Source organism: Mycolicibacterium sp. XJ662, from assembly GCF_053484035.1.
This window is the reverse complement of the sequence record NZ_JBEFTL010000005.1, coordinates 256,652-281,839: the sequence shown is the minus strand read 5'-3', so window position 1 is coordinate 281,839 and position 25,188 is coordinate 256,652. Positions and strand designations below refer to the sequence as shown.

Annotated in this window: 22 protein-coding genes and 1 pseudogene; 18 read left to right on the top strand and 5 right to left on the bottom strand. The window is 67.3% G+C overall.

The genetic code is table 11. The annotated features are described in order from the left end of the window. Nucleotides 1-154 precede the first annotated feature (154 nt). Entirely contained in the window at nucleotides 155-1,135 is a 981-nt protein-coding gene (locus ABQE93_RS16930; protein ID WP_448408773.1) for a helix-turn-helix domain-containing protein, read from the bottom strand. Here ABQE93_RS16930 and ABQE93_RS16925 point away from each other — a divergent pair. From ABQE93_RS16925 to ABQE93_RS16910, 4 genes are read left to right on the top strand one after another with little or no spacing between them, the layout of a single operon-like run. Then, a complete protein-coding gene (locus ABQE93_RS16925; protein WP_448408774.1) occupies nucleotides 1,113-2,366 on the top strand; it encodes a sulfotransferase family protein in 1,254 nt (417 codons plus the stop codon). The genes ABQE93_RS16930 and ABQE93_RS16925 overlap by 23 nt on opposite strands. Then, nucleotides 2,363-3,607 (top strand): alkyl sulfatase dimerization domain-containing protein, encoded by a 1,245-nt coding sequence (locus ABQE93_RS16920; protein WP_448408775.1) that lies wholly within the window; start codon nucleotides 2,363-2,365, stop codon nucleotides 3,605-3,607. The genes ABQE93_RS16925 and ABQE93_RS16920 overlap by 4 nt, the downstream gene beginning before the upstream one ends. Further along, nucleotides 3,604-4,353 (top strand): SDR family NAD(P)-dependent oxidoreductase, encoded by a 750-nt coding sequence (locus tag ABQE93_RS16915; protein WP_448408776.1) that lies wholly within the window; start codon nucleotides 3,604-3,606, stop codon nucleotides 4,351-4,353. Before ABQE93_RS16920 ends, ABQE93_RS16915 begins: the two co-directional genes overlap by 4 nt. A gap of 35 nt (nucleotides 4,354-4,388) precedes the next feature. Then, complete coding sequence (locus ABQE93_RS16910; RefSeq protein ID WP_448408778.1) at nucleotides 4,389-5,399, top strand: zinc-dependent alcohol dehydrogenase; 1,011 nt, start codon at nucleotides 4,389-4,391, stop codon at nucleotides 5,397-5,399. A gap of 1 nt (nucleotide 5,400) precedes the next feature. Here ABQE93_RS16910 and ABQE93_RS16905 read toward each other — a convergent pair whose 3' ends face one another. Further along, on the bottom strand, nucleotides 5,401-7,029 hold the full coding sequence (locus ABQE93_RS16905; RefSeq protein ID WP_448408780.1) for a flavin-containing monooxygenase: 1,629 nt from the start codon (nucleotides 7,027-7,029) through the stop codon (nucleotides 5,401-5,403). Nucleotides 7,030-7,190: 161 nt separating this feature from the next. Between ABQE93_RS16905 and ABQE93_RS16900 the strand changes: the two genes are divergently transcribed. The 5 genes and pseudogenes from ABQE93_RS16900 to ABQE93_RS16880 all read left to right on the top strand — a co-directional run bounded on the left by ABQE93_RS16900 (nucleotide 7,191) and on the right by ABQE93_RS16880 (nucleotide 12,667). Beyond that, nucleotides 7,191-8,372: an acyl-CoA dehydrogenase family protein gene (locus ABQE93_RS16900; protein WP_448408781.1), complete on the top strand. Its 1,182-nt coding sequence runs from the start codon at nucleotides 7,191-7,193 to the stop codon at nucleotides 8,370-8,372. 12 nt (nucleotides 8,373-8,384) lie between these two features. Then, on the top strand, nucleotides 8,385-9,293 hold the full coding sequence (bphC, locus tag ABQE93_RS16895; RefSeq protein ID WP_448408782.1) for a biphenyl-2,3-diol 1,2-dioxygenase: 909 nt from the start codon (nucleotides 8,385-8,387) through the stop codon (nucleotides 9,291-9,293). Further along, nucleotides 9,290-10,756 (top strand): FAD-dependent oxidoreductase, encoded by a 1,467-nt coding sequence (locus ABQE93_RS16890; RefSeq protein ID WP_448409129.1) that lies wholly within the window; start codon nucleotides 9,290-9,292, stop codon nucleotides 10,754-10,756. The genes bphC and ABQE93_RS16890 overlap by 4 nt, the downstream gene beginning before the upstream one ends. A gap of 130 nt (nucleotides 10,757-10,886) precedes the next feature. After that, nucleotides 10,887-11,555: pseudogene (locus ABQE93_RS16885) on the top strand (IclR family transcriptional regulator); the annotation flags it as partial. 167 nt (nucleotides 11,556-11,722) lie between these two features. Continuing rightward, complete coding sequence (locus ABQE93_RS16880) at nucleotides 11,723-12,667, top strand: LipP1 family hormone-sensitive lipase (protein WP_448408785.1); 945 nt, start codon at nucleotides 11,723-11,725, stop codon at nucleotides 12,665-12,667. Here ABQE93_RS16880 and ABQE93_RS16875 read toward each other — a convergent pair. Next, complete coding sequence (locus ABQE93_RS16875) at nucleotides 12,595-13,848, bottom strand: NADH:flavin oxidoreductase (RefSeq protein WP_448408787.1); 1,254 nt, start codon at nucleotides 13,846-13,848, stop codon at nucleotides 12,595-12,597. The two genes, ABQE93_RS16880 and ABQE93_RS16875, sit on opposite strands and share 73 nt — an antisense overlap. A 101-nt stretch (nucleotides 13,849-13,949) precedes the next feature. Here ABQE93_RS16875 and ABQE93_RS16870 point away from each other — a divergent pair, with 101 nt between their 5' ends. Together ABQE93_RS16870 and ABQE93_RS16865 are read left to right on the top strand one after the other, a co-directional pair. Further along, nucleotides 13,950-14,297 (top strand): hypothetical protein, encoded by a 348-nt coding sequence (locus ABQE93_RS16870; protein ID WP_448408788.1) that lies wholly within the window; start codon nucleotides 13,950-13,952, stop codon nucleotides 14,295-14,297. Continuing rightward, nucleotides 14,290-14,904 carry a Dabb family protein gene (locus tag ABQE93_RS16865; RefSeq protein WP_448408789.1) on the top strand — a complete coding sequence of 205 codons (615 nt, stop codon included), beginning with the start codon at nucleotides 14,290-14,292 and terminating at the stop codon, nucleotides 14,902-14,904. Before ABQE93_RS16870 ends, ABQE93_RS16865 begins: the two co-directional genes overlap by 8 nt. A 48-nt stretch (nucleotides 14,905-14,952) precedes the next feature. On the opposite strand, the gene ABQE93_RS16860 is transcribed toward ABQE93_RS16865, so the two are convergent. Together ABQE93_RS16860 and ABQE93_RS16855 are read right to left on the bottom strand one after the other, a co-directional pair. Continuing rightward, the gene (locus tag ABQE93_RS16860; protein ID WP_448408790.1) at nucleotides 14,953-15,840 is read right to left on the bottom strand and encodes an SDR family NAD(P)-dependent oxidoreductase; all 888 of its coding nucleotides are present in this window, start codon (nucleotides 15,838-15,840) and stop codon (nucleotides 14,953-14,955) included. Then, a complete protein-coding gene (locus tag ABQE93_RS16855) occupies nucleotides 15,837-17,759 on the bottom strand; it encodes a flavin-containing monooxygenase (RefSeq protein ID WP_448408792.1) in 1,923 nt (640 codons plus the stop codon). Before ABQE93_RS16855 ends, ABQE93_RS16860 begins: the two co-directional genes overlap by 4 nt. Nucleotides 17,760-17,861: 102 nt before the next feature. Here ABQE93_RS16855 and ABQE93_RS16850 point away from each other — a divergent pair, with 102 nt between their 5' ends. From ABQE93_RS16850 to ABQE93_RS16820, 7 genes are all read left to right on the top strand, one after another. Next, on the top strand, nucleotides 17,862-19,454 hold the full coding sequence (locus ABQE93_RS16850; protein WP_448408793.1) for an acyl-CoA synthetase: 1,593 nt from the start codon (nucleotides 17,862-17,864) through the stop codon (nucleotides 19,452-19,454). Between the two features lie 15 nt (nucleotides 19,455-19,469). Next, nucleotides 19,470-20,576 carry a zinc-binding dehydrogenase gene (locus tag ABQE93_RS16845; protein WP_448408795.1) on the top strand — a complete coding sequence of 369 codons (1,107 nt, stop codon included), beginning with the start codon at nucleotides 19,470-19,472 and terminating at the stop codon, nucleotides 20,574-20,576. Nucleotides 20,577-20,622: 46 nt separating this feature from the next. Beyond that, nucleotides 20,623-21,777 (top strand): acyl-CoA dehydrogenase family protein, encoded by a 1,155-nt coding sequence (locus ABQE93_RS16840; RefSeq protein WP_448408797.1) that lies wholly within the window; start codon nucleotides 20,623-20,625, stop codon nucleotides 21,775-21,777. Next, the gene (locus ABQE93_RS16835; protein WP_448408798.1) at nucleotides 21,774-22,790 is read left to right on the top strand and encodes an acyl-CoA dehydrogenase family protein; all 1,017 of its coding nucleotides are present in this window, start codon (nucleotides 21,774-21,776) and stop codon (nucleotides 22,788-22,790) included. The genes ABQE93_RS16840 and ABQE93_RS16835 overlap by 4 nt, the downstream gene beginning before the upstream one ends. 66 nt (nucleotides 22,791-22,856) lie before the next feature. Next, on the top strand, nucleotides 22,857-23,342 hold the full coding sequence (locus tag ABQE93_RS16830; protein WP_448408799.1) for a nuclear transport factor 2 family protein: 486 nt from the start codon (nucleotides 22,857-22,859) through the stop codon (nucleotides 23,340-23,342). Between the two features lie 3 nt (nucleotides 23,343-23,345). After that, on the top strand, nucleotides 23,346-24,197 hold the full coding sequence (locus tag ABQE93_RS16825) for an SDR family oxidoreductase (RefSeq protein ID WP_448408800.1): 852 nt from the start codon (nucleotides 23,346-23,348) through the stop codon (nucleotides 24,195-24,197). 68 nt (nucleotides 24,198-24,265) lie between these two features. Then, nucleotides 24,266-25,135, top strand: coding sequence for an alpha/beta hydrolase (locus ABQE93_RS16820; RefSeq protein ID WP_448409131.1), 870 nt, complete (start codon nucleotides 24,266-24,268; stop codon nucleotides 25,133-25,135). Nucleotides 25,136-25,188: the final 53 nt, after the last annotated feature.

Here is a 25,188-nt window from a genome sequence, read left to right as displayed (position 1 = left end):
TGCGCCGTGGGCTGTAACGCGAACGATAGGTTCCGCCTAACGCCGGAGGACCGATGCACGTCCACTAGGCGGGAAAGCAGTTCGGCCCGCCAGCCGATCATCGGTCATCAACGTTTTGGTCCGGTCCGGCGCTGAGGCGATGCCTGATCGTCTTCTAGACATGTTGTGCAATCAACGAACTCGCATCACCGGCGAAATGGAGGATCTGCTCGCCGACGTCGCGCACCTGTTCGAGAGTCAGGTGCTTGTATACCTGCGCCGACACCGACATCACGACCTCCCCGTGCTCGTCGAATATCGGGGCGGAGATGGTCGCGAGTGAAACCTGCTCGATCTGACGCAGTTCACTGGACAGGAAGTCGACAATGGTCAGATCTGCGACGGCGCCGGCCAACCGCATCGCCACGGGGCCGGCCACATCACCATCTTCTAGGGCCAAGAGCGCCGCATACACCTTGAGAAGGGGGTCGGTGAGCCGCTCGATGCCGTAGCCGCGGTGCTGGATTTCGTTGAGAACCTTCGGCATCCGCGCTCGGTAGACGTCGTTCACCGGGCCCGCAGCGTCCAACCACTGTTGACGCGCCGCCGCTGGTGCCCATGCGACGAATTCGCGCCCGAACGGCGCAACGAAAGGCAACCGTTGCCCAGCCTGCACGTGGGGGCGTCCGGAACCCGGAGCGATCGATTCGATGACCGCGATGGAGGCGTCCCTGACTTCGGAGATACAGGCTGGCATGCCGATCGCCGAGCACAGTCGACCCAACGGTTCACGCAGCGATCGCGAAACCGGCACGCTCCCCGGGTTGGGCCTGGGCATGCCACTGCCGAGTGCATACCTCCCGCTGAGCGGGTCGCGGACAACCCAACCGCACACGCAGAGCGTGGCCAGGATGGCGTGCGCGGTGGAGCGGCTGATGCGCAGGTCGTGGCAGATTTCGGCCAAGGTCACGGGTTCTGATCCGGCCTGTGCGAGGAACTCCACGATCGAAACAACGCGCCGGGTCGGCGGCGAAGGATCTTGACGCCGTTCCCGAGACGGCTCTAGCTTGTCGTTCATATATTCGGAGCCTATATCGAATATTCGGCACACGCGTAACGGCCTGGAGGACCGGATGCCTGACGGCGTACTGGACATCGATGATTTGACCTGCCCGAGGCTCGACCCTGTGCAGCGAGGGATCCTCGACCAGTTGGAAGGTGTGTCAATCGACCTGGAGCCGGCGACGTTGATTGCCGAGGCGATCGAGAAAACCGGGCTGGAGAATTTCGGGAGTGGCGATTTCCGGCCGCGGCTCGACGCGTACGCCGCGGCCGTCGAAGCCGACACCGGAAACACCAACCTCAACCGCCTCATCCTCCATAATCGGATCGTCCGACTGCTGTCACAGCGCCTGTTGTTGACCGATCTGCTGCACCGTTATCCCGAGATCCACGACATCGAGATCGACAGACCGATCATCGTGGTCGGGCTTCCCCGTTCGGGCACAACACATCTGGTGAACCTCATCGCCTCGGATGCCCGGCGGCGGGCTCTCCCGTACTGGGAGAGCCAGGAGCCGTTTGCACTGCGCGGCGAAGGCCCCGGCGTCGACGGCGTCGACCCCAGGTTCGCGCGAAGCGCCGCCGAGCACGAATCGTCGAAGACGATGACCCCACTGCTGCAGGCGATGCATGACCGGTTTCCGCAGGCGATTGAGGAGGAGGTCGAGCTTCTCGATCTCGACTTCGCGAGCTACGTGTTGGAGTGGCATGGCCGGGTTCCACAGTGGCGCGACTTCTACCTCGGCTTGAACCAGGACGAGCACTACGCCTATCTACGCACGGTTCTCAAGGCGCTGACGTTTCTGAGGGGGCCGCGGCGGTGGGTGCTCAAGTCCCCGCAGCACTGCGAACAACTCGGCCCGCTGATGCGCACCTTTCCCGACGCCACCGTCGCCTTCACCCACCGAGATCCGGTGGCGGTCATCCAATCGGCCGTCACGATGCTGGCCTACGGCGACCGCGTCCGGCGCAAAGCTATCGACCCGGAAACGCTGGTGGAGTACTGGATCGACCGAGTCGAGCGGCTGCTGCGGTCCTGTGTGCGCGACCGGGAACTCGTCGGCCCCGAGCACAGTCTGGACATTTCCTTTCATCAGCTCAACGGAAACGAGATGGCGATCCTGGAAACGTTATACGGCTACAACGGCACACCGTTGAGCCCACAGGCGCGGGCGGCGTTCCGCGGCTACCTCGACGACAACCCGCGAGGCAAGCACGGCCGGCTTCGCTATGACCTGCAGGGCCATTTTGGGCGGTCCCCGAGCGAGGTTCGTTCGCGGTTCGGTTTCTACTTCGACCGTTTCGACGTGCGGGAGGAAGCGTGACGCCCTATGAGCCCGTGTACCTGAGCCGACCCGGGGCCGACGAGATCGTCGGCGCGGGTGCGCCTGCCGAACAGGTCAGCCCCGGCATCTGGCTCTCTCCTGGGTTGTCGAACTCGTATCTGCTGACTACCGATGAGGGCCGGATCGTGGTGAACACGGGGATGGGTTTCGAGGGACCGGTTCACCGCGCCAACTATGACGCCATCAGCACCGCACCGATCCGCTACGTAATTCTCACGCAGGGACACGTCGACCATGTCGGGGGTATCGACACGGTCGCCGACCCCGACACCGAGATCGTCGCGCAGGCGAACTGGCAGACGTGGCGGCACGATAACGAGCGGCTGTCCGCGTTTCGGGCCCGCAACTCTGCGTTCGCATGGCTCGACAAGGTGCTCGCCACGATCGAAAGCACGACCGAACGGTTCGGGCCTCCGCCGCCGCAGAGCGTGCCGAACCCCACGGTCGTGTTCGACGACGAACTGATCATCGAGCTCGGTGGCCGCACTCTGCAGCTCATCTCCACCCCCGGGGGTGAAACGACCGACAGCCTGGTGGTGTGGTTACCCGACGAAGAGGTCTGCCTGTGCGGCAATGTGTTCGGGGCACTGTTCGGACACATTCCGAACCTGGTCACCGTCCGAGGCGACCGCTATCGGGACGCGCTGACCGTGGTGGAGTCGATCGATCGAGTCCGCGCGCTCGGCGCCGAGACGTTGCTGACGGGGCACTTCGGCCCGATCCTCGGAAAAGAGCGCATCGCGTGGGAACTGACCCGCCTGCGCGACGCGGTGACCTACCTTCACGACCGGACAGTGCAAGGGATGAACGCCGGCAAGGATGTTCACACGCTCATGCGTGAGGTCCAGTTGCCGCCGGAACTCGAGGTCGGCCAGGGCTACGGAGCCGTACGGTGGAACGTCCGCGCCATCTGGGAGAACTACGCGGGATGGTTCCACCATCGATCGACCGCCGAACTCTACGCCCAGAGCCCGGACCTGGCCGAAGCGGACTTGCTCGAACTCGCAGGCGCAGGACCGGTTCTGGACCGGGCGCGCTCGCTCCTTCAGTCTGGGGAACCCCTGCGTGCCATCCAGCTCGGCGAGATCGTGCACCGCGCCGACCCCGACAACACCGACGCCAAACAGTTGTTGGTCACCGCACACGACGTGTTGCTGCGAGACAGCTCGAATTTCTGGGAAGCGGCGTGGCTACGCAAAAAGATTGAGGACCTGTCATGAACAACCGCATATCGTTTGATTTCACCGGCGCGACAGCGTTGATCACCGGGGGCACCAGCGGCATCGGCCATGCCACCGCGACCCTGCTGCGCGACAGCGGTGCGCACGTGACGATCACCGGCACCAGGGCAGGACCGCGGGACTACGACGTCGACCTGGCGGGGCTGAAGTATCGCCAGTTGGCGCTGACCGATACGACCGGGATCGACGCGCTGGCCGCATCGTTTCCGGAGTTGGACATCTTGATCAACAACGCCGGGGGCAACTTTCCGGGGGGCCTCGACGAATCGACTCCGGAGGGGTTCGCCGCGTCGGTGGACGTCAACCTGCTGGCGCCGTACCGGTTGACCGAAAGGCTGCACGGCGCGCTGAAGGCGTCGAAGGCTCCCGGCGGCGCGAGCGTGGTGATGCTCGCGTCGATGGCCGCGATCCGTGCTGTCGCAGTGGTTCCGGGATACGGATCGGGAAAGGCGGGGGTACTCGCGATGACCCGCAACCTCGCGATGCGGTGGGCCGCAGACGGTATCCGGATCAACGCCGTCGTGCCCGGGGTCGTCACCACCCGCATGACCGCACCGATGGATCACGTACCCGAGATCAAACAGGAACAGGTCGACCACATTCCGCTGGGCAGGTTCGCCGAACCGACGGAGATCGCCGGCCCGATTGTTTATCTGTGCAGCGGCAACGCGTCGTACAGCACCGGGTCGGCGATTGTCGTCGACGGCGGCTACAGCATTTTTTGACGACACCGACCACATCGATCAGAAGGAAAACTGTTGTGAGAGCAGCGTTCATCACCGCTCCGCAGACCACCGAGATCCAGGAAGTGCCCACACCGCATGCCGGTCCGCGCGACGTGGTGGTGCGGATCCGGGCGTGCGGCATCTGCGGCTCGGACACCCTCTACATTTCTCTCGGTGGGCTGCCGCCGCGGCAAGGCAGAATGCCGATCGGCCACGAACCGGCTGGTGAGGTGGTGGAGGTCGGCGCCGAGGTGAGCGGCATCGCGGTCGGTGACCGGGTCGTCGTCAACCCGATGGCCCTGGCCGACGACATCATCGGCAACGGCGGCTCGACCGGGGCGCTGGCCGAGTACCTGCTCATCAGAAACGCCGTGCGCGGCAAGAGCGTCGAGGTCGTGCCCGCTCACGTCCCGTACGAGGTGGCGGCGCTCAACGAACCGATGGCGGTGGCGCGTCATGCGGTCAACCAGGTGGCGCCTCGACATAGTGACAAGGTGCTGGTCTTCGGGGCGGGACCGATCGGTCTGGGGATCACCCTGGCGTTGAAAGCGCGAGGCCTCGCCAATGTGGTCGTCGCCGACATCCTGCCGTCCCGGCTGGACAAAGCGCTCAAGGTTGGCGCCGACGCCGTCATCAATTCCGCCGACGAAGATTTGACGGCGCGGTTGATCGAGCTGCACGGGCCCGGGGACTCGATGTGGCCGGACAGGGCAGGCACAGACGTCTTTCTGGACGCCGCCGGTGTGCCTGCGGTCATCGACTCGGCGATGAGCGCCGCGAAACGCGGCGCCAAGCTCGGCGTCGTCGCCGTTCACAACGAGCCCGTCAACCTGGACCTGATGAACGTGATGAGCAATGAGCTGACGATCATCGGGTCCATGGGTTATCCGAGTGAGATCTTCGAGGTCACCGAGGACATCATCGCGAACTGGGAGAAGTACCGCGTGATCATCAGCCACACTTTCGATTTCAGCGATCTGGCCGAGGCGCTGCAGTGTGTCGCCACGCCGGGCAAGGCCGACAAGGTTGTCATCACGATGAACTGATTTACGGCGCCGAGATGAGTTGAAAACCCTTGTATCCGGCGTTGGCGACCTCGTTGCAGATGTCGAGGTACACCCCGAAGCCGCCGATGAACAACATGAACCCGCGCGGTTTTCCGGGCACGTTGGCGCCCATGTACCAGGAGTTCGCTTTGGGGAACAAGGTGGCTTCGGCGCGTCGGTTGCATTCGGCGATCCAGGTGTCCACCGCATCCGGCATGGCTTCCATCGCGGCGTACCCGTGCTCGTCGAGATAGCCGATCGCATCGGCGATCCAGTTCACGTGGGCTTCGGCATGCAGCACCATATTGGCCAGCACCGCGGGTGCGCCGGGTCCGGACACCAGGAACAGGTTGGGGAAGCCGTCGACGCCGAGGCCCAGATATGTTCGTGGCCCGTCGACCCAGTCGTCGCGCAGCTTCTGCCCGCCGCGGCCCACGATGTCGATCTTGGCCAGCGCGCCCGTCATCGCGTCGAAGCCGGTGGCCAGCACGATGGCGTCCACGTCGTAGTGGGCATCGGAGGTGTTGATACCGGCGGCGTCGACGGACTCGATCGGTGTCTTACGCACGCTGACCAGGGTCACGTGTGGCTTGTTGAAGGTCTGAAAGTAGTTGGTGTCGGTGCAGATCCGTTTGGTGCCGATCGGATGGTCGTCGGGGATGAGCAGGTCTGCGACCTCGGGGTCGTCGATGACCGCCCGCACTTTCTCCTCGTAGAACTTGCGGGCCTCTTCGTTGGCCGCCATATCGATCATCTGATCGCTGAAGGTCTTGGAGAACAGCACTCCGCCCAACTGCCAACGCTTTTCGAACGCCTCCCGGCGCTCCTCGGCAGTGGCCTCCATCGTGAGCTTGGGGTGGGCGATGTGCGGTGACCCGCCGCCGCTGCGCCACGACAGCCTGCGTCGCTCGGCGTACGTCGCCTTGATCTGAGCCCGCTCGTCATCGGAGAGCGGCCGGTTCCCCGACGGCACGCTGTAGTTGGGCGTGCGCTGGAAGACGTACAGCCGCTCGGCCTGTTCGGCGATCACCGGAATGGACTGGATCCCTGAGGATCCGGTGCCGATCACCGCGACGCGTTTACCCGTGAAGTCGACGGTCTCGTGCGGCCAGTGCGCGGTGTGGTACAGCTCCCCCGCGAAGCCGTCCAGGCCCGGGAAGTCCGGCGTCAGCGCCGCCGACAGCGGACCGGTGGCCATGATGCAGAACCGCGCGCTGACGACGTCGCCGCGGTCGGTGGTCACCGTCCACCGGATGGCCTCTTCGTCAAGCACCGCCGCGGTGACCCGGGTGTTGAAAGTGATGCCGTCGCGCAGTTGCAGCCTGTCGGCGACCCAGTTCAGATAGCGCAGGATCTCGGCCTGGGTGGCGTACTTCTCCGACCAGTCCCATTCCTGCTCGAGCTCGCTGGAGAACGAGTAGCAGTAGTCGACGCTCTCCACGTCGCAGCGCGCCCCGGGGTAGCGGTTGTAGTACCAGGTGCCGCCGACTTCGGGCGCTGCTTCAAACACCCGCACCGACAACCCCTGGCCGCGCAGCTTGTGCAGTGCGTAGAGGCCGGCGAATCCCGCACCGACCACGACGGCATCCACGTCGACCACCGAACGCTGCTGATCCGCGGAGCTACTCACGGCGCCACGGTAGGCCGGTCGCACCGCCGCTGCACGGTCGACTTCCCGGTCACCGGACGGTCGAGCCACTGAATCCAGTCCGCTGAACGGGATTGCCGCCCGAACGACCGCCGACTGCGGTAGACCATAAAACAGTCCACCCACAGATAGGACTTTTGAAGATGAGCGAGCGCGTACTCGACCGGCTGATGGAACTGGCCGACCAGTTCAAGGAGCAGGCCGTCGAGGCCGAGAAGATCGGCCAGCTGCCCGACGCCACGGTCAAGAGCATGAAGGCCATCGGCTCGATCCGGCTGCTGCAGCCCGAGTCGCACGGCGGATACGAGGTTCACCCCCGCGAGTTCGCCGAGTCGGTGATGGCCACCGCTGCGCTGGACCCGTCGGCCGGCTGGATCAACGGCGTGGTCGGCGTGCACCCCTATCAGTTCGCCTACGCCGATCCCCGGGTAGCCGACGAGGTGTGGGGCGAGGACCCCGACACCTGGATCGCCTCACCGTATGCGCCCCAAGGCGTGGCCAAGCCGGTGGACGGCGGCTACCTCTTCACCGGCCGCTGGCAGTTCTCCTCCGGCACCGACGCGTGCGACTGGATCATCCTCGGCGCCATGCTCGGCGACCAGGACGGCAAGCCGCTGATGCCGCCGCAGATGCTGCACATGATCCTGCCGCGCAGCGACTACGAGATCGTGCCTGACTCCTGGGATGTGGTCGGCCTGCGCGGCACCGGATCCAAGGACGTCATCGTCCGCGACGCGTTCGTGCCGGAGTACCGCACGATGGACGCCATGAAGGTGATGGACGGCACCGCTCAGATCGAGGCCGGCATGACCAAGACCCTCTACAAGATGCCGTGGTCGACGATGTTCCCGCTCGGGATCAGTTCTGCCACGATCGGAATATGCGAGGGTGCGCTGGCCGCGCATCTGGACTATCAGCGTGAGCGCGTCAGCGCCGCCGGCACCGCGATCAAAGACGATCCGTATGTGCTGTACGCCGTCGGCGAGGCGGCCGCTGACATCAACGCCGCGCGCCAGGAGATCCTGGCCAACGTCGACCGCATCTACGACATCGTCGACGCAGGCAACGAGGTGTCCTTCGCCGACCGGGCCGCAGGGCGCCGCACGCAAATCCGCGCGGTGTGGCGCGCCGTCATGGCGGTTGACCAGATCTTCACCCGCTCGGGCGGTAACGCGCTGCGCATGGACAAACCACTGCAACGGTATTGGCGCGACGCGCACGCGGGTATGTCCCATGCCATCCACGTGCCGGGCACCGTCTATCACGCCTCCGCGCTGAGTTCGTTGGGCGTGGATCCGCAGGGTCCGCTGCGGGCGATGATCTAGAAGGGCCACCCGATGAGCGATCTGAAAAGCCTTGGCTACGTCAAGGTTCAAGCCACCGATATGCAGCGCTGGCGCCACTTCGCGTTCGGCGTGCTCGGCTTCGCCGAGGGCTCCGGACCCGACCCGGACGCACTGTATCTGCGCATGGACGAGCGCGCCGCGCGCATCATCGTGGTGCCCGGCGACGTCGACAAGATCGTCACGGTGGGTTGGGAGGTACGCGATCACGCCGCGCTCGAGCGAGTGAAGGCTACGCTGACCGACGCCGGCATCGCGGTGAAGGAGTTGTCGCTTCAGGAGGCCGACGCGCGCCGCGTGGAGGAAGTGCTCGCGTTCGACGACCCAGCGGGCACGTCGACAGAGGTGTTCCACGGTGCGGTGCTCGATCACAGCCCCGTCGTCACGCCGTTCGGCGCCAAATTCGTCACCGGTGACCAGGGGCTGGGCCACGTGGTGCTTCCGGCGCTGGATGTGCCGGGCCTCTTCGAGTTCTACACGGAGGTACTGGGTTTCAAGTCCCGCGGCGCCTTCCGGGTGCCGACGCCACCGGAATTCGGCCCGCTGCGGGTGCGGTTCCTCGGGATCAACGAGCGCCACCACAGCCTGGCGATCTGTCCCGCGATGACGCTGCGCGACCCCGGGTTGATCCACCTGATGGTGGAGGTCGACAGCCTCGACACCGTCGGGCAGGCACTGGACCGGGTGAACAAGGACGGCTTCCAGCTGTCCTCGACGCTGGGCAGACACACCAACGACAAGATGGTGTCGTTTTACGTCCGCGCCCCCGGCGACTGGGACATCGAGTTCGGCACCGACGGTATGCGGGTCGACGAAACCTACTACACCGCAGAGGAGATCACGGCCGACAGCTACTGGGGTCACGAGTGGGTCAGCGACCTGCCGGCCGCGATGCGACCGTGACACCCGACGTCGACGTCACCGCCGTTCCCGCCGCGTCGGTCACCACCTGGGACCACGAAGCCGACGTCGTCGTCGCCGGATACGGCGTGGCCGGCGCCGCCGCGGCGGTGGAGGCCTGCCGGGCGGGCGCTGACGTGCTGGTGCTCGAACGCACCGGTTCGTGGGGCGGCGCGGCGTCGATGGCCGGCGGGTTCATCTACCTCGGCGGCGGCACTGCAATCCAAAAGGCCTGTGGTTTCACCGATTCCGTCGAGAACATGGCGGCGTTTCTCAACGTCGCGATGGGCCCCGGCGCCGACGAGAACCGCATCGCCGACTACTGCACGGGCAGCGTCGCCCACTTCGACTGGCTCGTGGACTGCGGCGTCGTGTTCAAGCCGGAGTTCTTCGCCGAACCGGGCTGGGAGCCGATGGGCGACGAGGGCCTGATGTACAGCGGCGGCGAGAACTCCTATCCGTTCAACACGATCGCCGATCCCGCGCCGCGCGGCCACGTGCCGCAGATGTCGAACAAGAAGCAGGGCGAGGCCAGCGCGGGCTTCATGCTGATGAAGCCGCTCGTCGAAACCGCCACCGCGGCGGGCGCGCGGGCGCTCTATGACGTACGGGTGCAGCGCCTCGTCGTCGAATCCGACGGTCGGGTGGTCGGCATCTGCGCGCGCCAGTACGGCACCGAGGTCACGATCCGCGCCCGCCGCGGCGTGGTGCTCGCCACCGGCAGCTTCGCCTACAACGACGCCATGGTCGCGCGGTACGCACCGCGCATCGCGGGCAGGCCAGCCGCGTCCATCGAGCAGCACGACGGTCAGGCCATCCGGATGGCGCAGGCGCTCGGCGCGGACCTCGCGCACATGGACGCCACCGAGGTGGCCATCTTCATCGATCCGCAACAGCTGGTGCGCGGCATCCTCGTCAACGCCCGCGGGCAGCGCTACGTCGCCGAGGACACCTATCCGGGCCGGGTCGGGCAACTCACGCTCTACCACCAGGACAACACCGCCTACCTGATCATCGACGGCGACGCACAGGAGGAGGCGATGGCCTCGTTGTCGCCGCAGTTGATGTTGCGTCCGCCGACGTGGGTGTGCGAGACCGTCGCCGAACTCGAACACGAAATTGGTCTCGCCCCAGGCGCATTGCAGGCCACCGTGAACGCCTACAACGAGGGCGCGCAGCGCGGTGAGGACCTGCTGCTGCACAAGAAGGCGCAGTGGCTCAAACCCATCGGCTCGCCGGTGGGCGCCATCGACCTGCGCGAGAGCACGGGCGGCTTTACCTTGGGCGGGCTGCACACCACCCTGGAAGGCGAAGTGCTGCACGTCAGCGGCGCGCCGATTCCCGGGCTGTTTGCCGCAGGCCGATGCACGGCCGGGCTGGCCGCATGGGGCTACGCCAGCGGCGTCTCCCTGGGCGACGGCAGCTTCTACGGCCGCCGCGCCGGACGCGCCGCCGCCAAGGCCTGACCCCTTTCTGACATCACCATCGGCCGTGAACACGGCCACTTTCGTCGATTCACCGTGAGACCGACCACACCCTGCTATATTTCTATTAGTCATATACCGACTAGAAACACTTGGTCGTCTCGGAGGACACATGGCAACGAAAGTCGAACCGTCTACCCCCAGTGCCGTCATCGACCGGGTCTCCCTGGTCCTCGACGCGTTCGACGGGCCCGGCCGGTTGACTCTCGCTCAGATCGTGCGCCGCACCGGCCTACCGCGGTCGTCGGCGCACCGCATGCTCGAACGGCTGGTGCAGTTGCGGTGGCTGCGCCGCAACGGCCGCGATTACGAGCTGGGCATGCGGCTCGTCGAGCTCGGGTCGCTGGCCGTGCACCAGGACCGGCTGCACCGCGCGGCGATCCCACTGCTGCACGACCTGCACCGGGCCACGGGCCTCGTCGTGCACCTGGCCGTGCTCGACGGCGCCGACGTCGTGTACCTGGAGAAGATCGGCGACCGGATGACCGCGGCCATCCCGACCCGCGTGGGCGGGCGCCAGCCCGCGCACTGCACGGCGGTCGGCAAGGCCGCGCTCGCGTACCGCCAGGACGGCCAGGACGGCCAGATCGACGTCGACCTCACGAACCGCAAGACCCGGTACTCGATCGGCACCGCCGCCCAGTTGAACGCCGAACTGGACAAGGTGCGCGGTCGCGGCGTGTCCTTCGACCGCGAGGAGTCGCTGGCCGGGTTCGGGTGTGTGGCCGCACCGATCGGCGGTCCTGGGGAAGCCGTTGCGGCCGTGTCGGTTTGCGGTCCGATGAGCCGGATGATGTTCGATCAGCGGTTGGCCGCGCCGGTCCGCATGACCGCGATGGGCATTTGGCGCAACGTCGAAGACGGGCCCCAACGGGTGGCGCCCACCTTGCAGCCGATCCGGCCGCTGCGCGCCGTTCCGACCCGGGAACCGGCTACGCTGCAGTACGCATGAGCCTGGACCCACAGATCGCCGGTTACCTCGAGGCACTCGATGCCGGCTTCCCTGCCGTGCACACCATGACCGGTGCGCAGGCCCGCGCGGTCATCAAGTCGCGGTTCGTCCCGCCGCGCGAGCCCGAACAGGTCGACGCGGTGACCGATGAGATCGTGGCTGGGCCGGATGGTTCGATTCCGGTGCGCATCTACCGGCCGCTCAATGGCGCCGGAACGCTGCCGGTACTCGTGTACGCGCACGGCGGCGGGTGGGTGTTCTGCGACCTCGACAGCCATGACGGGTTGTGCCGGGCGTTCGCCAACCTGCTTGGCGCCGTGGTGATCTCCGTCGATTACCGGTTGGCTCCCGAGCACCGCTGGCCGTCGGCGGCCGAGGACGTGTACGCGGTGACGCAGTGGACGGCGCAGAACGCCGACGTGCTCGACGTCGACGCGGCACGGCTGATGGTCGGCGGGGACAGCGCGGGCGGCAACCTGGCGGCCGTCACCGCGCTGATGTCGCGCGATCGTGGCGGGCCCGTGGTCGCGGCACAGTTGTTGGTGTATCCGATGATCGCCGCCGACTTCGACACCCGCTCGTATCGGATGTTCGGACACGGCTTTTACAATCCGCGTCCGGCGCTGCAGTGGTACTGGAACCAGTACGTGCCCTCAACCGCCGATCGCGGTCATCCGTACGCCTCACCCCTTTCCGCCGACCTGCAGGGGTTGCCGCCTGCCGTCGTGGTCATCGCCGGCCACGATCCGTTACGCGACGAGGGCGTCGCATACGCGGACGCGTTGGTCGCGGCCGGTGTGCGCACCGTGCAGTGCCACTACGAGGGCGGCATTCACGGGTTCATGACGATGGCGATGCTGGATCTGGCTCAGCGGGCCCGCGCCGAGTGCTGCGCAGAACTGTCCGCGCTCCTGGCCGGCAGAACGGCGGGCGCTCCGTAACGCTGCTCGGGATCCAGCACACAGTGTGTGCGCCCGAAGACGGTCACCATGCACTTGTTGTTGTGCGTGCAGCGGCTCTTGGTGTCGGGATCGGCGATCATCTTGTTGACGAGGTCGGGTTCACGCAGCAGCGCGCGGCCCATCGCCATCAGATGGAAGCCCTCGCGCATACCGGTCTCCAGATGTGTGCGATTGGTGATGCCGCCGAGCAGGATCAGCTTGGTGTGGCGCATGGTCGGGACGAATTGCCGTGCGGCGTCGAGCATGTACAGGTCCTCATACGGGTATTGGCCCATCGCCCACTTGCCCGCCAGCCGCACACCGGTACGCATACCCTTCGGCATGACCTCGGCGAACTCCTTGACCGGAACGTCGCCGCGGAACAGATACATCGGTTTGAAAACCGAAGAGCCCTGGGTCAGTTCGATGGCGTCCAGAGTCTTGTCGGCGTCGAGCAGCTGCGCGGTGCGCAGCGCCTCGTCCACCCAGATGCTGCCGGGCAAGCCGTCGTCCATGTCGAGTTTGGCGATCACGGCGATCGACGTACCGACCGTTTCGCGCACCCGCACGGCGATCTCGCGCACGAGTCGCGACCGGTTGTCGATGCTGCCGCCGTATTCGTCCCTGCGGCGGTTGATCAGCGGGCTCAGAAACGAGCTCGGCAGGTAGAGATGGCCGAAATGCAGTTCGACGGCGTCGAACCCGGCGTCCACCGCGACCTGCGCGGCGCGACCGAACTGGTCGATGACCTCGGCGATCTCGGCGCGGGTGATCTCGCGGCAGTACGCCATCGACGACGGGTTGACGAACCGGCTGGGCGCCACCGGTGTCACGCCGGTGAGCTTCTTGTGCGCGACCACACCGGCATGACCGAGCTGGGCCGAGATCGCCGCGCCCGCATCGTGAACGGCGCCGGTGAGCCTGCGCAGGCCGGGCAGCGCGGCGTCGCTCATGGCGATCTGTCCCGGCGCGCTCGCCCCTTCGGGCGACACGCAGCAGTAGGCGACCGTCGTCATCCCCACGCCGCCGTCGGCGTAGGAGCGGTGAAACTCGATCAGGTCATCGGTGACCAACCCGTGCGGGGAGCGGCCCTCCGACGTCGCCGCCTTGACCACGCGGTTGCGCAATGTCACTGGACCGAGTCGGACCGGCGCGAACGGGTCCGGCGTCTCAACGCTCATCTCAAAGACGGTGCGCCCCGCGGCCGCGGCGGTCAACGGTGACGTCCCGATGGCCGGGAGCGTGCGCGCAGTGCGTTGCCCAGCCGCCCTAGCCTCGCGGTATGGCCGACGGTGAGGTGTTCGTCATCGACCGCGTCGTCACCCGGCCCGGCTGCGCGCGACGGTTCGTCGACGCCTACCTCGCCGACTACGCGCCGGGGGCCCGGGACCGCGGCATGACGCTGCGCAGCGTGCTGCTCAGCCCGCCGATCTGGTTCCAGGACCAACCCAACACCGTCACGGTGACGTGGACGCTGCCCAGCCCGCAGGCGTGGTGGGAGATGACGTGGAAGGGCCGGCCCGACCCGTCGCTCGGACAGTGGTGGGATGGCATCGCCGAGCTGGTCGTGGCGCGCACCCGCGAGGTCGCGGCCGCGGCAGCCGATGTCGACGGGCTGGGCGATGTTTAGTGTGACGCGGCTGATCACCGCGGACGAAAGCGACCGGGACCGGCTGGTGCGCGACGTCCGCGCGGCGGCGTCGGAAACGGGTGCCGCGCATGCCGTCGTCGCAGCGACCCTGCCCGGCTCCCGCAACGGCGGCGACGTCCTCGCGCACCTGAGGTTCGCCGACCGCACCGAATGGGACAGTGTCGCAGCGCGATTCGACGGTGTCATGGCGGATCCGGCGGTCCGCCACGTCGACGGCGTGACGTATGCGGGCACGATGACCGCGTCGGCTCCGGACAGCCCGGCGACCGTGTACCGGACGCTGCTGCTGCGGGTCGCGCCCGGCACATCCGACGCCGTCGTCGAACGCTTCGAGGCCGACCTGCGGCTCATGCCGTGCTACGTCCGCACCATCACGGCGTGGCAGCTCAGCCGCGTCGAGTCGGCGATCGGTACCTCGCCGTGGACCCATGTGTTCGAACAGCATTTCGTCGACGTCGACGGATTGATGGGGCCGTATTTGATGCACCCGATTCACTGGGCCTACGTGGACCGCTGGTTCGATCCCGAGTGCCCCGACGTCATCGTGCGCGACCGGGTCTGCCACAGCTTCTGCCATTACGAGTGATTTCGGCGCGCTAACGACCCGTCACGGTCCGTGAGCGCGCCGAAATCCCTACATGCCGGCGGGCAGGATGTTCGGGTTGGCGGTGGCCGGCGGTTCCAGGGGCGGCAACACCGTGCGGCCGTCGAGGCTGTGCACCGGCAGTTCCTGCGACCACGGGTAGTGCAGGCTGAACGCCACCAGCCCGGTGCGTTCGGCGGCCGGCAGGTGACACATCGCGAGCACGGTCTCGGCGAGATACTCCACGGGTTCGGTCGGAAAGGTCTCGGGTATCAGCGATGCGGCGCCGGGGGTGCGGATCGCCGTCGAGGGGCCCACGCAGTTGACCGCGATGTTGGCGTCGAGCAATTCGGCCGCCACCCCCTGGGTGAACCGGTGCAGCGCGGCCTTCATCGACGCGTACACGACGTCGCCGGAGGTCTTGTTGTACTCCCGGTAGGGCCGCACCGGCGCGACCCCGGTGACCGATCCGATGTTGACGATCCAGCCCGCGCCCTGCGCCCGCATGTGCGGAATCGCCGCGCGGGTCAGCACGAACGGGGCCCGCAGGTAGTGCTCGACCGTGCGGTCGAACGTCTCCATCGTCATGTCTTCGACGAGGCCGTAGTCGGCGAAACCCGCGTTGTTGACCAGGATGTCGATGCGTCCGGTGCGGTCGAGCACCTCGTCGACCAGGTTTTCGCGCTGCTGCGGATCCTCCAGGTCCGCGGCGATGCCGATTGCCGTGCCACCGGCGGCCTCGATGAGCTCGATCGTCTCACCGATGGTGCCCGGCAGTTCCGTCGCAGCCGCGCGGCGCACCGAGGTCGACAGCTGATACGAGCGTGCGGTCACCACGACCGTCGCCCCTTCTGCTGAAAGACGTTGCGCGACAGCGCGTCCTATCCCCCGGCTGCTGCCCGTGACCAACGCCGTCCTACCGGCAAGACGTTTGCTCATCGCAGCGTGAAGTGGTCTTCGACGGGGGCGCGGTGCTGGTGCCACACGTCGACCAGCCGGTACGGCGACGCCACCACCACGCGTCCGGAGCCCGAACGGTAGTAGGTGTGGGCGGTCGGGGTGTGACACCACACGGTCTGCGACATCGCCTCGTCGATGTCGGCCACATACTGCTCGTAGGCCTGTCGGGTGACCTCCATGGTGGTGGCGCCGCGCAGCGCCATCAGTTGCAGGCACTCGATGACGAAGTGCGCCATCACCTCCATCGAGAAGTTTGCGCCCGCCCCGTGACCGGGGCTGTAGTTGGGCGCCGAGTTGATGAACAGGTTCGGGAAACCGGGTACCGTGCCGCCGCGGTATGCACGTGGGCTGTCACCCCACTCCTGTTGCAGGGTGCGCCCGTCGCGGCCGCGGATGTCAATGGTGGACAGGAAGTCCAGGTGGTAGCCGGTGGCGTAGATGATCACGTCGAGATCGATCTGCCGACCGTCCTGGGTGACAATACCTTTCGGGTTCACCTCGGCGGGTTCGGCAGCCTCCACGTCGACGTGGTCGCGGGTCAGCGCCGCGTAGTAGCCGCCGGGATCGCGCACGATCCGTTTACCGTACGGCGCGAAGTCCGGCGTGACCTTCTTGGCCAGCTCGGTGCCCTCGCCGAAGGTTCGGTTGATGTAGTCCAGACAGATCTGCAGCAGAACGTCGTTGGCCGGCGATATCGAGAGGTTCTTCTCGGCCCATTCCGGGTCGCGCAGGATGACCGGGTAGTTGTTGTCCGCGGTACCCCAATAGGACTTGAGCCGGTGCCATTTCGCGTAGTACGGCAGGTGGCGGCCCAGAAACCGGCGGTGCTCGGGCACGTCGTCGGACAGCCGCTTACGTGGGGCCACCCAGTGCGGCTGGCGCTGGAACACGGTCAGGTGCTCGACGTCGTCGACGCACGCATCGACGATCTGCACCGCTGTGCAGCCCGCGCCGATCACCGCGACCCGCTTACCTTTCAGGTCCAGTGAGGAATCCCAGAGCGCCGAGTGAATGCTGGTGCCGGCAAACGTGTCTCGGCCGGGCACGTCCGGCCAGCGCGGACGGTTCAGATAGCCGGCCGCGGTCACCACCACCCGCGCGTAGCTCACATCCCGGTTGCCGTCGCGGTCGACCGAATGAATCTGCCACTGGAGGCGATCCTCGTCCCACCACAACGCCTCCACCTGGGTGCCGAACCGGGTGTGCTCTCGCAGCCCATGCTTGTCGGCCAGGTCCACCAGATACGCCTGGTATTCGCCACCTTCCGGGTAGTAGCTCGTCCAGTCGGGATTCACTTCCCGCGACAACGAGTAGTAGGCAGATGGGGTGTCGACGCCGATGCCCGGATAGGTGGTGGTCAGCCAGGTCCCGCCGACTTCGTCGTTGCGGTCGAAGATCTGGAAGCTCACCCCGGCGTCGGCCGCGGACAGCGCGGTGATGATGCCGGCCAGCCCGGCGCCGATGATCGCCATCGTCATCGTCTCCGGAATCGGCACCGTGCGCGGCAGGGTCGGTTGCGAAAGCGCGAAGCCGCCCTGTTCGAGCAGCAGCGGAACGAACTCGTCATCGACGTCGGAGCCCAACGCCACGGGCAGCAGGCGGGTGAACAACTCCGGGTCGTCGGCATTTCGTGCATCCGGGGCCCGCGGGGTGTCCAACGCGTCGACGATCGCGCTGACCAGTTCCTCCATGGTGGCGGGGTCGGTGACACCGGAACGTTCGGGTGGATCGGGCACGTAGGAGATCTTGGGCCCGAACCGGTCGATCACCGCACCATCACCGGTCAGCTGGGCCAGTACCGCCAGCAGGACACCGGGGTCCGCCTGTCGCAGGTGCGCTCGAAGTTCAGCCGCATCGACGGGCACGCGCGATGTCGTGGCCTGCGCATCAGTCGTCACACCGACGAGTATCGATGCGAACCGCTCGAATGAACATCGTGATGCCTACTGAGCGGGACACCAACCGGCCGGGACCCGCCGTCCCGGCCTACGCTGCGGTTCATGCAACGGTCGCAGGATCTGGACGCCGTGATCGCACAGGCACGCAGCCACAGCCTCGGCGACATTCCGCGTCGGTCGGCCCGTAAACAGCCCGACAAAATCGCGATCATCGACGGCGAACTGCAGCTGACGTTCGCCGAATTCGACCACGTCGTCGACCGGGCGGCGGCTGCGTTGCACGACAACGGGTTTCGGCCGGGCGACCGGTTGGCCCTGTTGTCACGCAACTGCTGGCAGTACGCGGTGCTGGCATTCGCGACGGCCCGCACCGGGGTGGTGCTGGTGCCGATCAACTTCATGCTCACCGCCGAGGAGATCGCCTACATCCTCGGCCACAGCAACGCCACCGGGTTCATCGTCGAGGCCGAGCTCACGCCGACCGCGGAAGAGGCGATGCGCTCAGGTGGTGCCGTCACGACCACGGCGGCGCTGACACCGGCAGGGCACACGCCGCCGCCGGGCTGGGCCGACTTCGCGCAGTGGCTGACCACCACCTCGCCCGCACCGACACCGCACATCGACGACGACCAGCTGCTGAGGCTGATGTACACCAGCGGCACCGAGTCGCGGCCCAAAGGGGTCATGCACTCCAGCCGCAGCCTGATCTGGCAGTACGTCAGCACGATCATCGCCGGCTCGATGTCCGGCGACGACATCGAGATCCACTCGCTGCCGCTGTACCACTGCGCGCAGTTGGACAACTTCCTGGCCACCGACATCTACCTGGGCGCCACCAGCATCATCCTGCCGCGACCCGATCCGGAGCTGGTGTTGCGCACGATCGAGCGCCACCGCGTCACCAACTACTTCGCCCCGCCGACGGTGTGGATCTCGCTGCTGCGCTCACCGGTTTTCGACGAGGTGGACCTGTCCAGCCTGCGTAAGGGCTACTACGGTGCCTCCGCGATGCCGACCGAAATTCTGGCCGAGATCCGCCAGCGGCTGCCGAGCTTGCGGCTGTGGAACTTCTACGGCCAGACCGAATTGGCGCCGCTGGCCTCCGCGCTGGGCCCCGAAGAACAGGGCGCGCACGCGGGCGCGGCCGGACGGCCGGTGGTCAACGTGGAGACGACGATCCTCGACGACGACAACAACCCGGTGGGCACCGGTGTGGTGGGTGAGATCGCGCACCGCAGCCCGCATTTGATGCTCGGCTACCTCGATGACGCCGCCAAGACCGCGGATGCGTTCCGCGGCGGCTGGTTTCATTCCGGCGACCTCGGCTACTACGACGAGCACGGTCTGCTGCACGTGGTGGACCGTAAGAAGGACATGATCAACACCGGCGGCGAGAACGTCGCCAGCCGCGAGGTCGAGGACGTGCTGTACCGGCACGGCGGTGTCGAGGAGGTCGCGGTGTTCGGGCTGCCGCACCCGGTCTGGGTCGAGGCCGTGGCGGCCGCCGTCGTTCCCCGCGCCGGCGCCGCGCTGACCGAGGACGACGTGCTGGGCCACTGCCGCCGGCATCTGGCCGGGTTCAAGACACCCAAACAGGTGTTCTTCGTCGACGCGTTACCCAAGAACCCGAGCGGCAAACTGCTCAAACGTGTGCTGCGCGAACGCTTTCGCGCCGAGCAGCACACATCCGACTGAACCGAGAGGAACCCCGTGTTCACTGGACGGATCGCGCGATTCGACGCGCCGGGAAGGCCGTTCGAGATCGAGACCGTGAGCCTGCCCGAGGTGGGGCCCGGCGAGATCCTGATCAAGGTGAGCCGCACCAACATCTGCGGTTCGGACGTGCACGCCTGGCACGGCACGTTCGCCACCGGCGGTTTGGGTGGACAGTTGCCCACGGTGCTCGGCCACGAGATGGTGGGCGCGGTGGAGGCGCTCGGGGACGGCGTCGCAGCGGACTCCAACGGCGCGCCGCTGACGACGGGCACCCGCGTGGTGTTCCCCTACTTCTTCGCCTGCCACACGTGTCGAAACTGCCTGGCCGGCCGGCGCAACGCGTGTGCGAACCTGAAGATGGCGATGCTGGGCCGCGCCGACGAGCCGCCGTACTTCGTCGGCGGTTACGGCGACTACTTCCTGTTGCCCGCGGGGGCGGTGGTCTACACCGTGCCCGACAGCGTCCCCGACGACGTGGCGTCCGGCGCGAATTGCGCGCTGTCGCAGGTGATGTACGGACTCGAACGGGTGGATCAGCAGCTCGGTGAGTTCGTGGTGGTGCAGGGCGCCGGCGCGTTGGGCCTCTACGCCGTCGCGGTGGCCAAGGCCCGCGGCGCGGCCCGCGTCATCGCCATCGACGGGGTGCCGGAACGGCTCGAGCTGGCACGGGCTTTCGGCGCCGATGAGGTGATCGACATCAACGAGGCCGCGACGGTGAAGGACCGCACCAAGATCGTGCGGAAACTGACCGACGGCCAGGGTGCCGACGTGGTGGTCGAAGTCGTGGGCCACCCCGCCGCGATCGACGAGGGGCTGAAAATGCTGGGTCAGTTCGGTCGTTACGTCGAGATCGGCAACATCAACATCGGCAAGACGTTCGAGTTCGACCCGTCGCGGTTCGTGTTCGGCAACAAGACGATGGTCGGGGTGTCGCTGTACGACCCCGCGGTGCTGTCGCGGGCGCTGAGCTTCCTCGAACAACACCAGGACCGGCTGCCGCTCGCGCGTCTGGCGGCCGCGCAGTATCGGCTCGAGGACATCAACGCGGCGTTCGCCGCGGCGGAGGCCCGAAGCGACGTGCGCGCCAGCATCGTCTTGTGACCGGGTTCGAGGGGCTCGGCCAGACCAGCTCTCTACAGTTGCCGTCATGAGCATGCAGACAGCCCCCAGGCTGGTGCCACCCGCGGCCGTCGACGCCGCCGCGACGGCGGCCGTGCGCACCGAGGTCCGCGAGTTCCTCGCCGAGCAGCTGGCCGCGGGCGCGTTCACCCCCGCGGTCGACGCATGGCTGACGGGATGGGATGAGGACTTCACGAAAGCACTTGCCACACGGGGCTATCTCGGGATGACGGTGCCCGTCGAGTATGGCGGGCACGGGCGGTCGTTCGTCGAACGCTTCGCCGTGACCGAGGAGCTGCTCGCCGCGGGCGCACCGGTGGCGGCGCACTGGATCGCCGACCGGCAGATCGTGCCGTCGCTGCTCAAGTACGGCACCGAAGCGCAGAAGCAGAACTTTCTGCCGCGGATCACCCGGGGCGAGTGCTACTTCGGCATCGGCATGAGCGAACCCGATTCCGGGTCGGATCTGGCCAGCGTGCGCACCAAGGCGGTGCAGGTCGACGGCGGTTGGTCGCTGTCGGGCACCAAGGTGTGGACATCGGGTGCGCACCGTGCGCACGCGTTCATCGCGTTGGCCCGCACCGCACCCGTCGATGAGCAGAACCGGCACGCCGGGCTCAGCCAGTTCATCGTCGATCTGCGCGGACCGGGCGTGGACATCCGTCCCGTCGTCTCGATGAACGGCGCACACCATTTCAACGAGGTGATCCTCGACGAGGCGTTCGTGTCCGACGACATGGTGTTCGGCGAGATCGGCCAGGGTTGGCGACAGGTGACCTCCGAACTGGCCTTCGAGCGCAGCGGACCCGAGCGGTTCCTGTCGACGTTCGTCCTGTTGGCCGCATGCGGCGAAAACATGGCTGCGCAATACGTTCCGCGCGATGCCGACCTGGGCCGGCTGACGGCCCGCATCGCCGGCCTGCACCAGATGTCCACCGCCGTCGCCGGTGCCTTGGAGCGACGCGAGCCCGCCGACATCCCCGCAGCCGTCGTCAAGGTCCTGGGCACCACCACCGAGGGCGACATCGCCGACTTCGCCGACACCATCACCGGCGACACCACCGATCCCGAGTTCGCCCAACTGGTTTCGAACGCCGTCGACCAGCGGCCCGGCTTCACACTGCGCGGCGGAACCAACGAGGTGCTGCGCGGTGTGATCGCGCGAGGATTGGGGCTGCGATGACCGCGAGCGTCGACCCCGCACTGATCGAGATGATGGGCGCCGTCTTCGCCGAGTACCGCGAAGCCCACCCGCCGGTAACGGTGATCGAACGTGACCCGCAGTTGTGGGGACGCCTCGACGAACTGGGCCTGGTCCGGTTGACCGGGCCGGAGAACCGCGGCGGCAGCGGGGCCGGCTGGTTCGAAGCCGCCGAACTGCTCGCCGCCGCGGCACGTAACGCGGTGCGGATCCCGCTGGCCGAACACGACCTGCTGGCCTGCTGGCTGCTCGACGCGAACGACATGCCCGGCGACAGCGCCACGCGCACACTGACCCTGCTGGACGACGACGCGACCGCGCACAGCGTTCCCTGGGCCGCGGGCAGCGACCGGGTGGTCGTGGTGTGGCACGACGGCGGCGGCCACCGCGTCGCCGACGTCGACACCGGCGCGCTCGAGATCACCGCGGGCGCCAACCTGATCGGTGAGCCGCGCGACACGGTGGTGGCCGACGTCCGCGCGCTCGACGGCGTACCCGTCGCCGCGGAGACCGTCGAGCAGCTGCGGCTCAAGGCGGCGCTGGTGCGGGCGATCCAGGTGTGCGCGGTGCTCGACGAGACCGTGCGGTTGTCCATCGACCACGTGGGCTCGCGCATCCAGTTCGGCCGGCCGCTGTCGCGCTTCCAGGCGGTACAGCACCTGATCGCCGACCTCACCGCGGAGGCGGCGCTGGCGCGGGCGGCGACCGAGTCGGCGTTGACGACGGCGGTCGGCAGCGACTGGGCGGCGACGAACCTGCGCTTCCGCGTCGCGGCCGCCCGGTCCTGCGTCGGGCATGCGGCGTCGGTGGTCGTGCGCAACGCCCACCAGGTGCACGGTGCGATCGGCACCACCCACGAACACCGCCTGCACGAGTTCACCCGCGCCGCGCTCGCGTGGCGCTCGGAGTACGGATCGGTGCGCTATTGGGACGAGCAGGTCACCGCCGCGGCGCTGGCCCCGGGCGCGGACGTGTGGGCGCTGATCACCGACTGAGCCCGGTGTTCCACTCAACGGGCACCGCGGTCCCAACTCGGCCTCGCCGCAGGTTGACTCGCTGCCATGAGCAACGACATCACGCTGTCTGAGGTCCAGGAGTTCATCGCAGGCTTCTGGTACCACTACGACCAGGGCCACTTCAGCGAACTCGGCGCCCGGCTCGGCGACGAGGTGGAGTACCTGAGCCGGTCGGATTCGGGTAACTGCCCGTTCGAAGACCTGCTCGCCGCGGAGTTGCACGGCAAAGACGAGACGTTGGCGTGGCTGACCCAGCACCGCAACGAGAACCCCTACCCGCTGCGCCACCACGCGACCAACATCTTCCGCACCGGCGTCGACGGCGCCGTCACCTCCGCCCGCTTCTACCTGTATGTCAACCAGGTCACCAACAACGTCCCGTTCGACGTCTCCAGCGGCGTGGTCGATGTGGGCATCCGGCGCTCGGAGGACGGTGGGCTGGTCTTCACGTCGATGACCGTGATCCTCGACGCCGAGGACTCCATCCCGTTCGCCGAACACGCCGCCAAGTCGGCCGCGACGGCTTCGTAACAGGTGGACGCGCGGGCCGCCTTCGGCGGTGGGGTCGCGGTCATCACCGGCGCCGGCAATGGGATCGGCGCGGGCCTGGCGCGCCACGCCGCCGCCCTGGGCATGACCGTCGTCCTGGTCGACGTCGACGCCGCAGCCATCGCCGCGTTACGTGAGGAACTCCCCGGCTCGGTGGACATGGTGTGCGACGTGCGCGACCCAGGCGCGCTCGAAGACGTTGCCGCACGGGTCTACTCGGACATCGGCCCGGTACGGTTGCTGGTCAACAACGCAGGCGTCGAACAGTTCGGGTACCTCTGGGACATCCCCGTCGCGAATTGGGACCGGCTGGTCGACATCAACGTCAGCGGGGTGTTCTACGGGATCCGCGCGTTCCTGCCGCGCATGTTGGCCGCCGACACCCCGGCGTGGGTGTGGAACCTGTCGTCCATCGGCGGGGTGGTCGCGATGCCGTTGCAGACGCCCTACATCATGAGCAAGCACGCGGTGCTGGCGTTGACCGAATGTCTGCGCCTGGAGGTGGAATTGGCTGGGCACGGTGACCGGATCCACGTGCAGGCGGTGGTGCCGGGCGCGGTGCGGTCGAACATCTTCGAGGCCGCCGGTGGGGTCGACGACGGCGACGTCGAGGCCGCCGAATCGCACCGGGCCGCGATGCTCGACATCAGGGACACGGCAATGGATCCGCTGGAGGCGGCGCGTGTGGTGTTCGATCAGTCGGTCGCCGGTGACTTCTATCTGCTCACCCAGCCCGAGTACGTCGGCAACGCGATGGCCGAGCGGGCCGCCGTGCTGGCCGAGCGCCGCGCACCGATGCTGCGCACCAAGCAGCGCTTCGATCCCGCACGGCATTGACACCCGCGAAGTACCGTCTGGATCCCGACGCCGCCGAGCGCGTCTCGGCCTTCGGGCCGATCCCCCCGATGCGGCAACGCGGTCTGAGCGAGGTGCGCCGGACTCTCGAATCCGCGCCGCACCCCGACGACATGCCGGAGATGGCCGAGGTCGAGAACCGCGTCATTTCCGGTCCGGGGGGCGCCATTCAGGTCCGGGTCTACCGGCCGACCCACGCCGACCGCTCCCCCGTTCTGGTCTATTTCCACGGCGGCGGAATGGTTTTGGGGTCGAACCATTCGTTCGAACCGCTCGCCCGCGCGCTGGCTGCCCACAGCGGCGCCACGGTGATGTCCGTCGAATACCGGCTGGCACCCGAAGCGCCGGCGCCTGCACAGTTCGAGGACGCCTACGCGGCCACCTCATACGTCGCCGCCAACGCCGGCGAACTGCGGATCGACGCCCGACGCCTGGCCGTCGTCGGCGACAGCGCGGGCGGCTCGTTGGCCGCAGCGGTCGCGCTGGCCGCACGTGACCGCGGTGGCCCGCCGATCTGCTGTCAGGTGCTGCTGTATCCGGGCCTGGACCGCGACATGACCTGCGCGTCGATTGTGGACATGCCCGACGCGCCGATGCTGCACCGCGACGACATCGACTACATGCACGAACTCGCCGACCGCGACGTGCGCATCCCGCCGGACCAATACCGTTTTCCCGCAATGGCAACCGACCTGACCGGGCTGCCGCCGGCCGTCGTCGTCACCGCCGAATACGATCCGATCCGCGACTGGGGCGAGCGGTACGCGCTTCGGCTACGCGACGCCGGCGTCCAGACCACCTTGACCCGCTATCCCGGCATCTACCACGGATTCCTGATGCGCTCCGACGCGACGGCCAGAGGACGGTTGGCGATCGCCGAAATCGGTGCGCTGCTGCGCGCGAAGTTCGCCAACTTCTAGGCCGAGCAGACGCAGAAGGTCACAAATTTGTGCCGGACAACGGCCTTCTGCGT

Bases quoted from the DNA above. Each gene is read 5' to 3' on its own strand.
- ABQE93_RS16865 (WP_448408789.1), top strand. From the start codon at position 14,290: ATGTTTAGTGTGACGCGGCTGATCACCGCGGACGAAAGCGACCGGGAC.
- ABQE93_RS16880 (WP_448408785.1), top strand. From the start codon at position 11,723: ATGAGCCTGGACCCACAGATCGCCGGTTACCTCGAGGCACTCGATGCC.
- ABQE93_RS16840 (WP_448408797.1), top strand. From the start codon at position 20,623: ATGAGCATGCAGACAGCCCCCAGGCTGGTGCCACCCGCGGCCGTCGAC.
- ABQE93_RS16860 (WP_448408790.1), bottom strand. From the start codon at position 15,840: ATGAGCAAACGTCTTGCCGGTAGGACGGCGTTGGTCACGGGCAGCAGC.
- ABQE93_RS16830 (WP_448408799.1), top strand. From the start codon at position 22,857: ATGAGCAACGACATCACGCTGTCTGAGGTCCAGGAGTTCATCGCAGGC.
- ABQE93_RS16820 (WP_448409131.1), top strand. From the start codon at position 24,266: ATGCGGCAACGCGGTCTGAGCGAGGTGCGCCGGACTCTCGAATCCGCG.
- ABQE93_RS16915 (WP_448408776.1), top strand. From the start codon at position 3,604: ATGAACAACCGCATATCGTTTGATTTCACCGGCGCGACAGCGTTGATC.
- ABQE93_RS16900 (WP_448408781.1), top strand. From the start codon at position 7,191: ATGAGCGAGCGCGTACTCGACCGGCTGATGGAACTGGCCGACCAGTTC.
- ABQE93_RS16930 (WP_448408773.1), bottom strand. From the start codon at position 1,135: ATGTCCAGTACGCCGTCAGGCATCCGGTCCTCCAGGCCGTTACGCGTG.
- ABQE93_RS16925 (WP_448408774.1), top strand. From the start codon at position 1,113: ATGCCTGACGGCGTACTGGACATCGATGATTTGACCTGCCCGAGGCTC.
- ABQE93_RS16875 (WP_448408787.1), bottom strand. From the start codon at position 13,848: ATGAGCGTTGAGACGCCGGACCCGTTCGCGCCGGTCCGACTCGGTCCA.
- bphC (WP_448408782.1), top strand. From the start codon at position 8,385: ATGAGCGATCTGAAAAGCCTTGGCTACGTCAAGGTTCAAGCCACCGAT.
- ABQE93_RS16870 (WP_448408788.1), top strand. From the start codon at position 13,950: ATGGCCGACGGTGAGGTGTTCGTCATCGACCGCGTCGTCACCCGGCCC.
- ABQE93_RS16850 (WP_448408793.1), top strand. From the start codon at position 17,862: ATGCAACGGTCGCAGGATCTGGACGCCGTGATCGCACAGGCACGCAGC.
- ABQE93_RS16835 (WP_448408798.1), top strand. From the start codon at position 21,774: ATGACCGCGAGCGTCGACCCCGCACTGATCGAGATGATGGGCGCCGTC.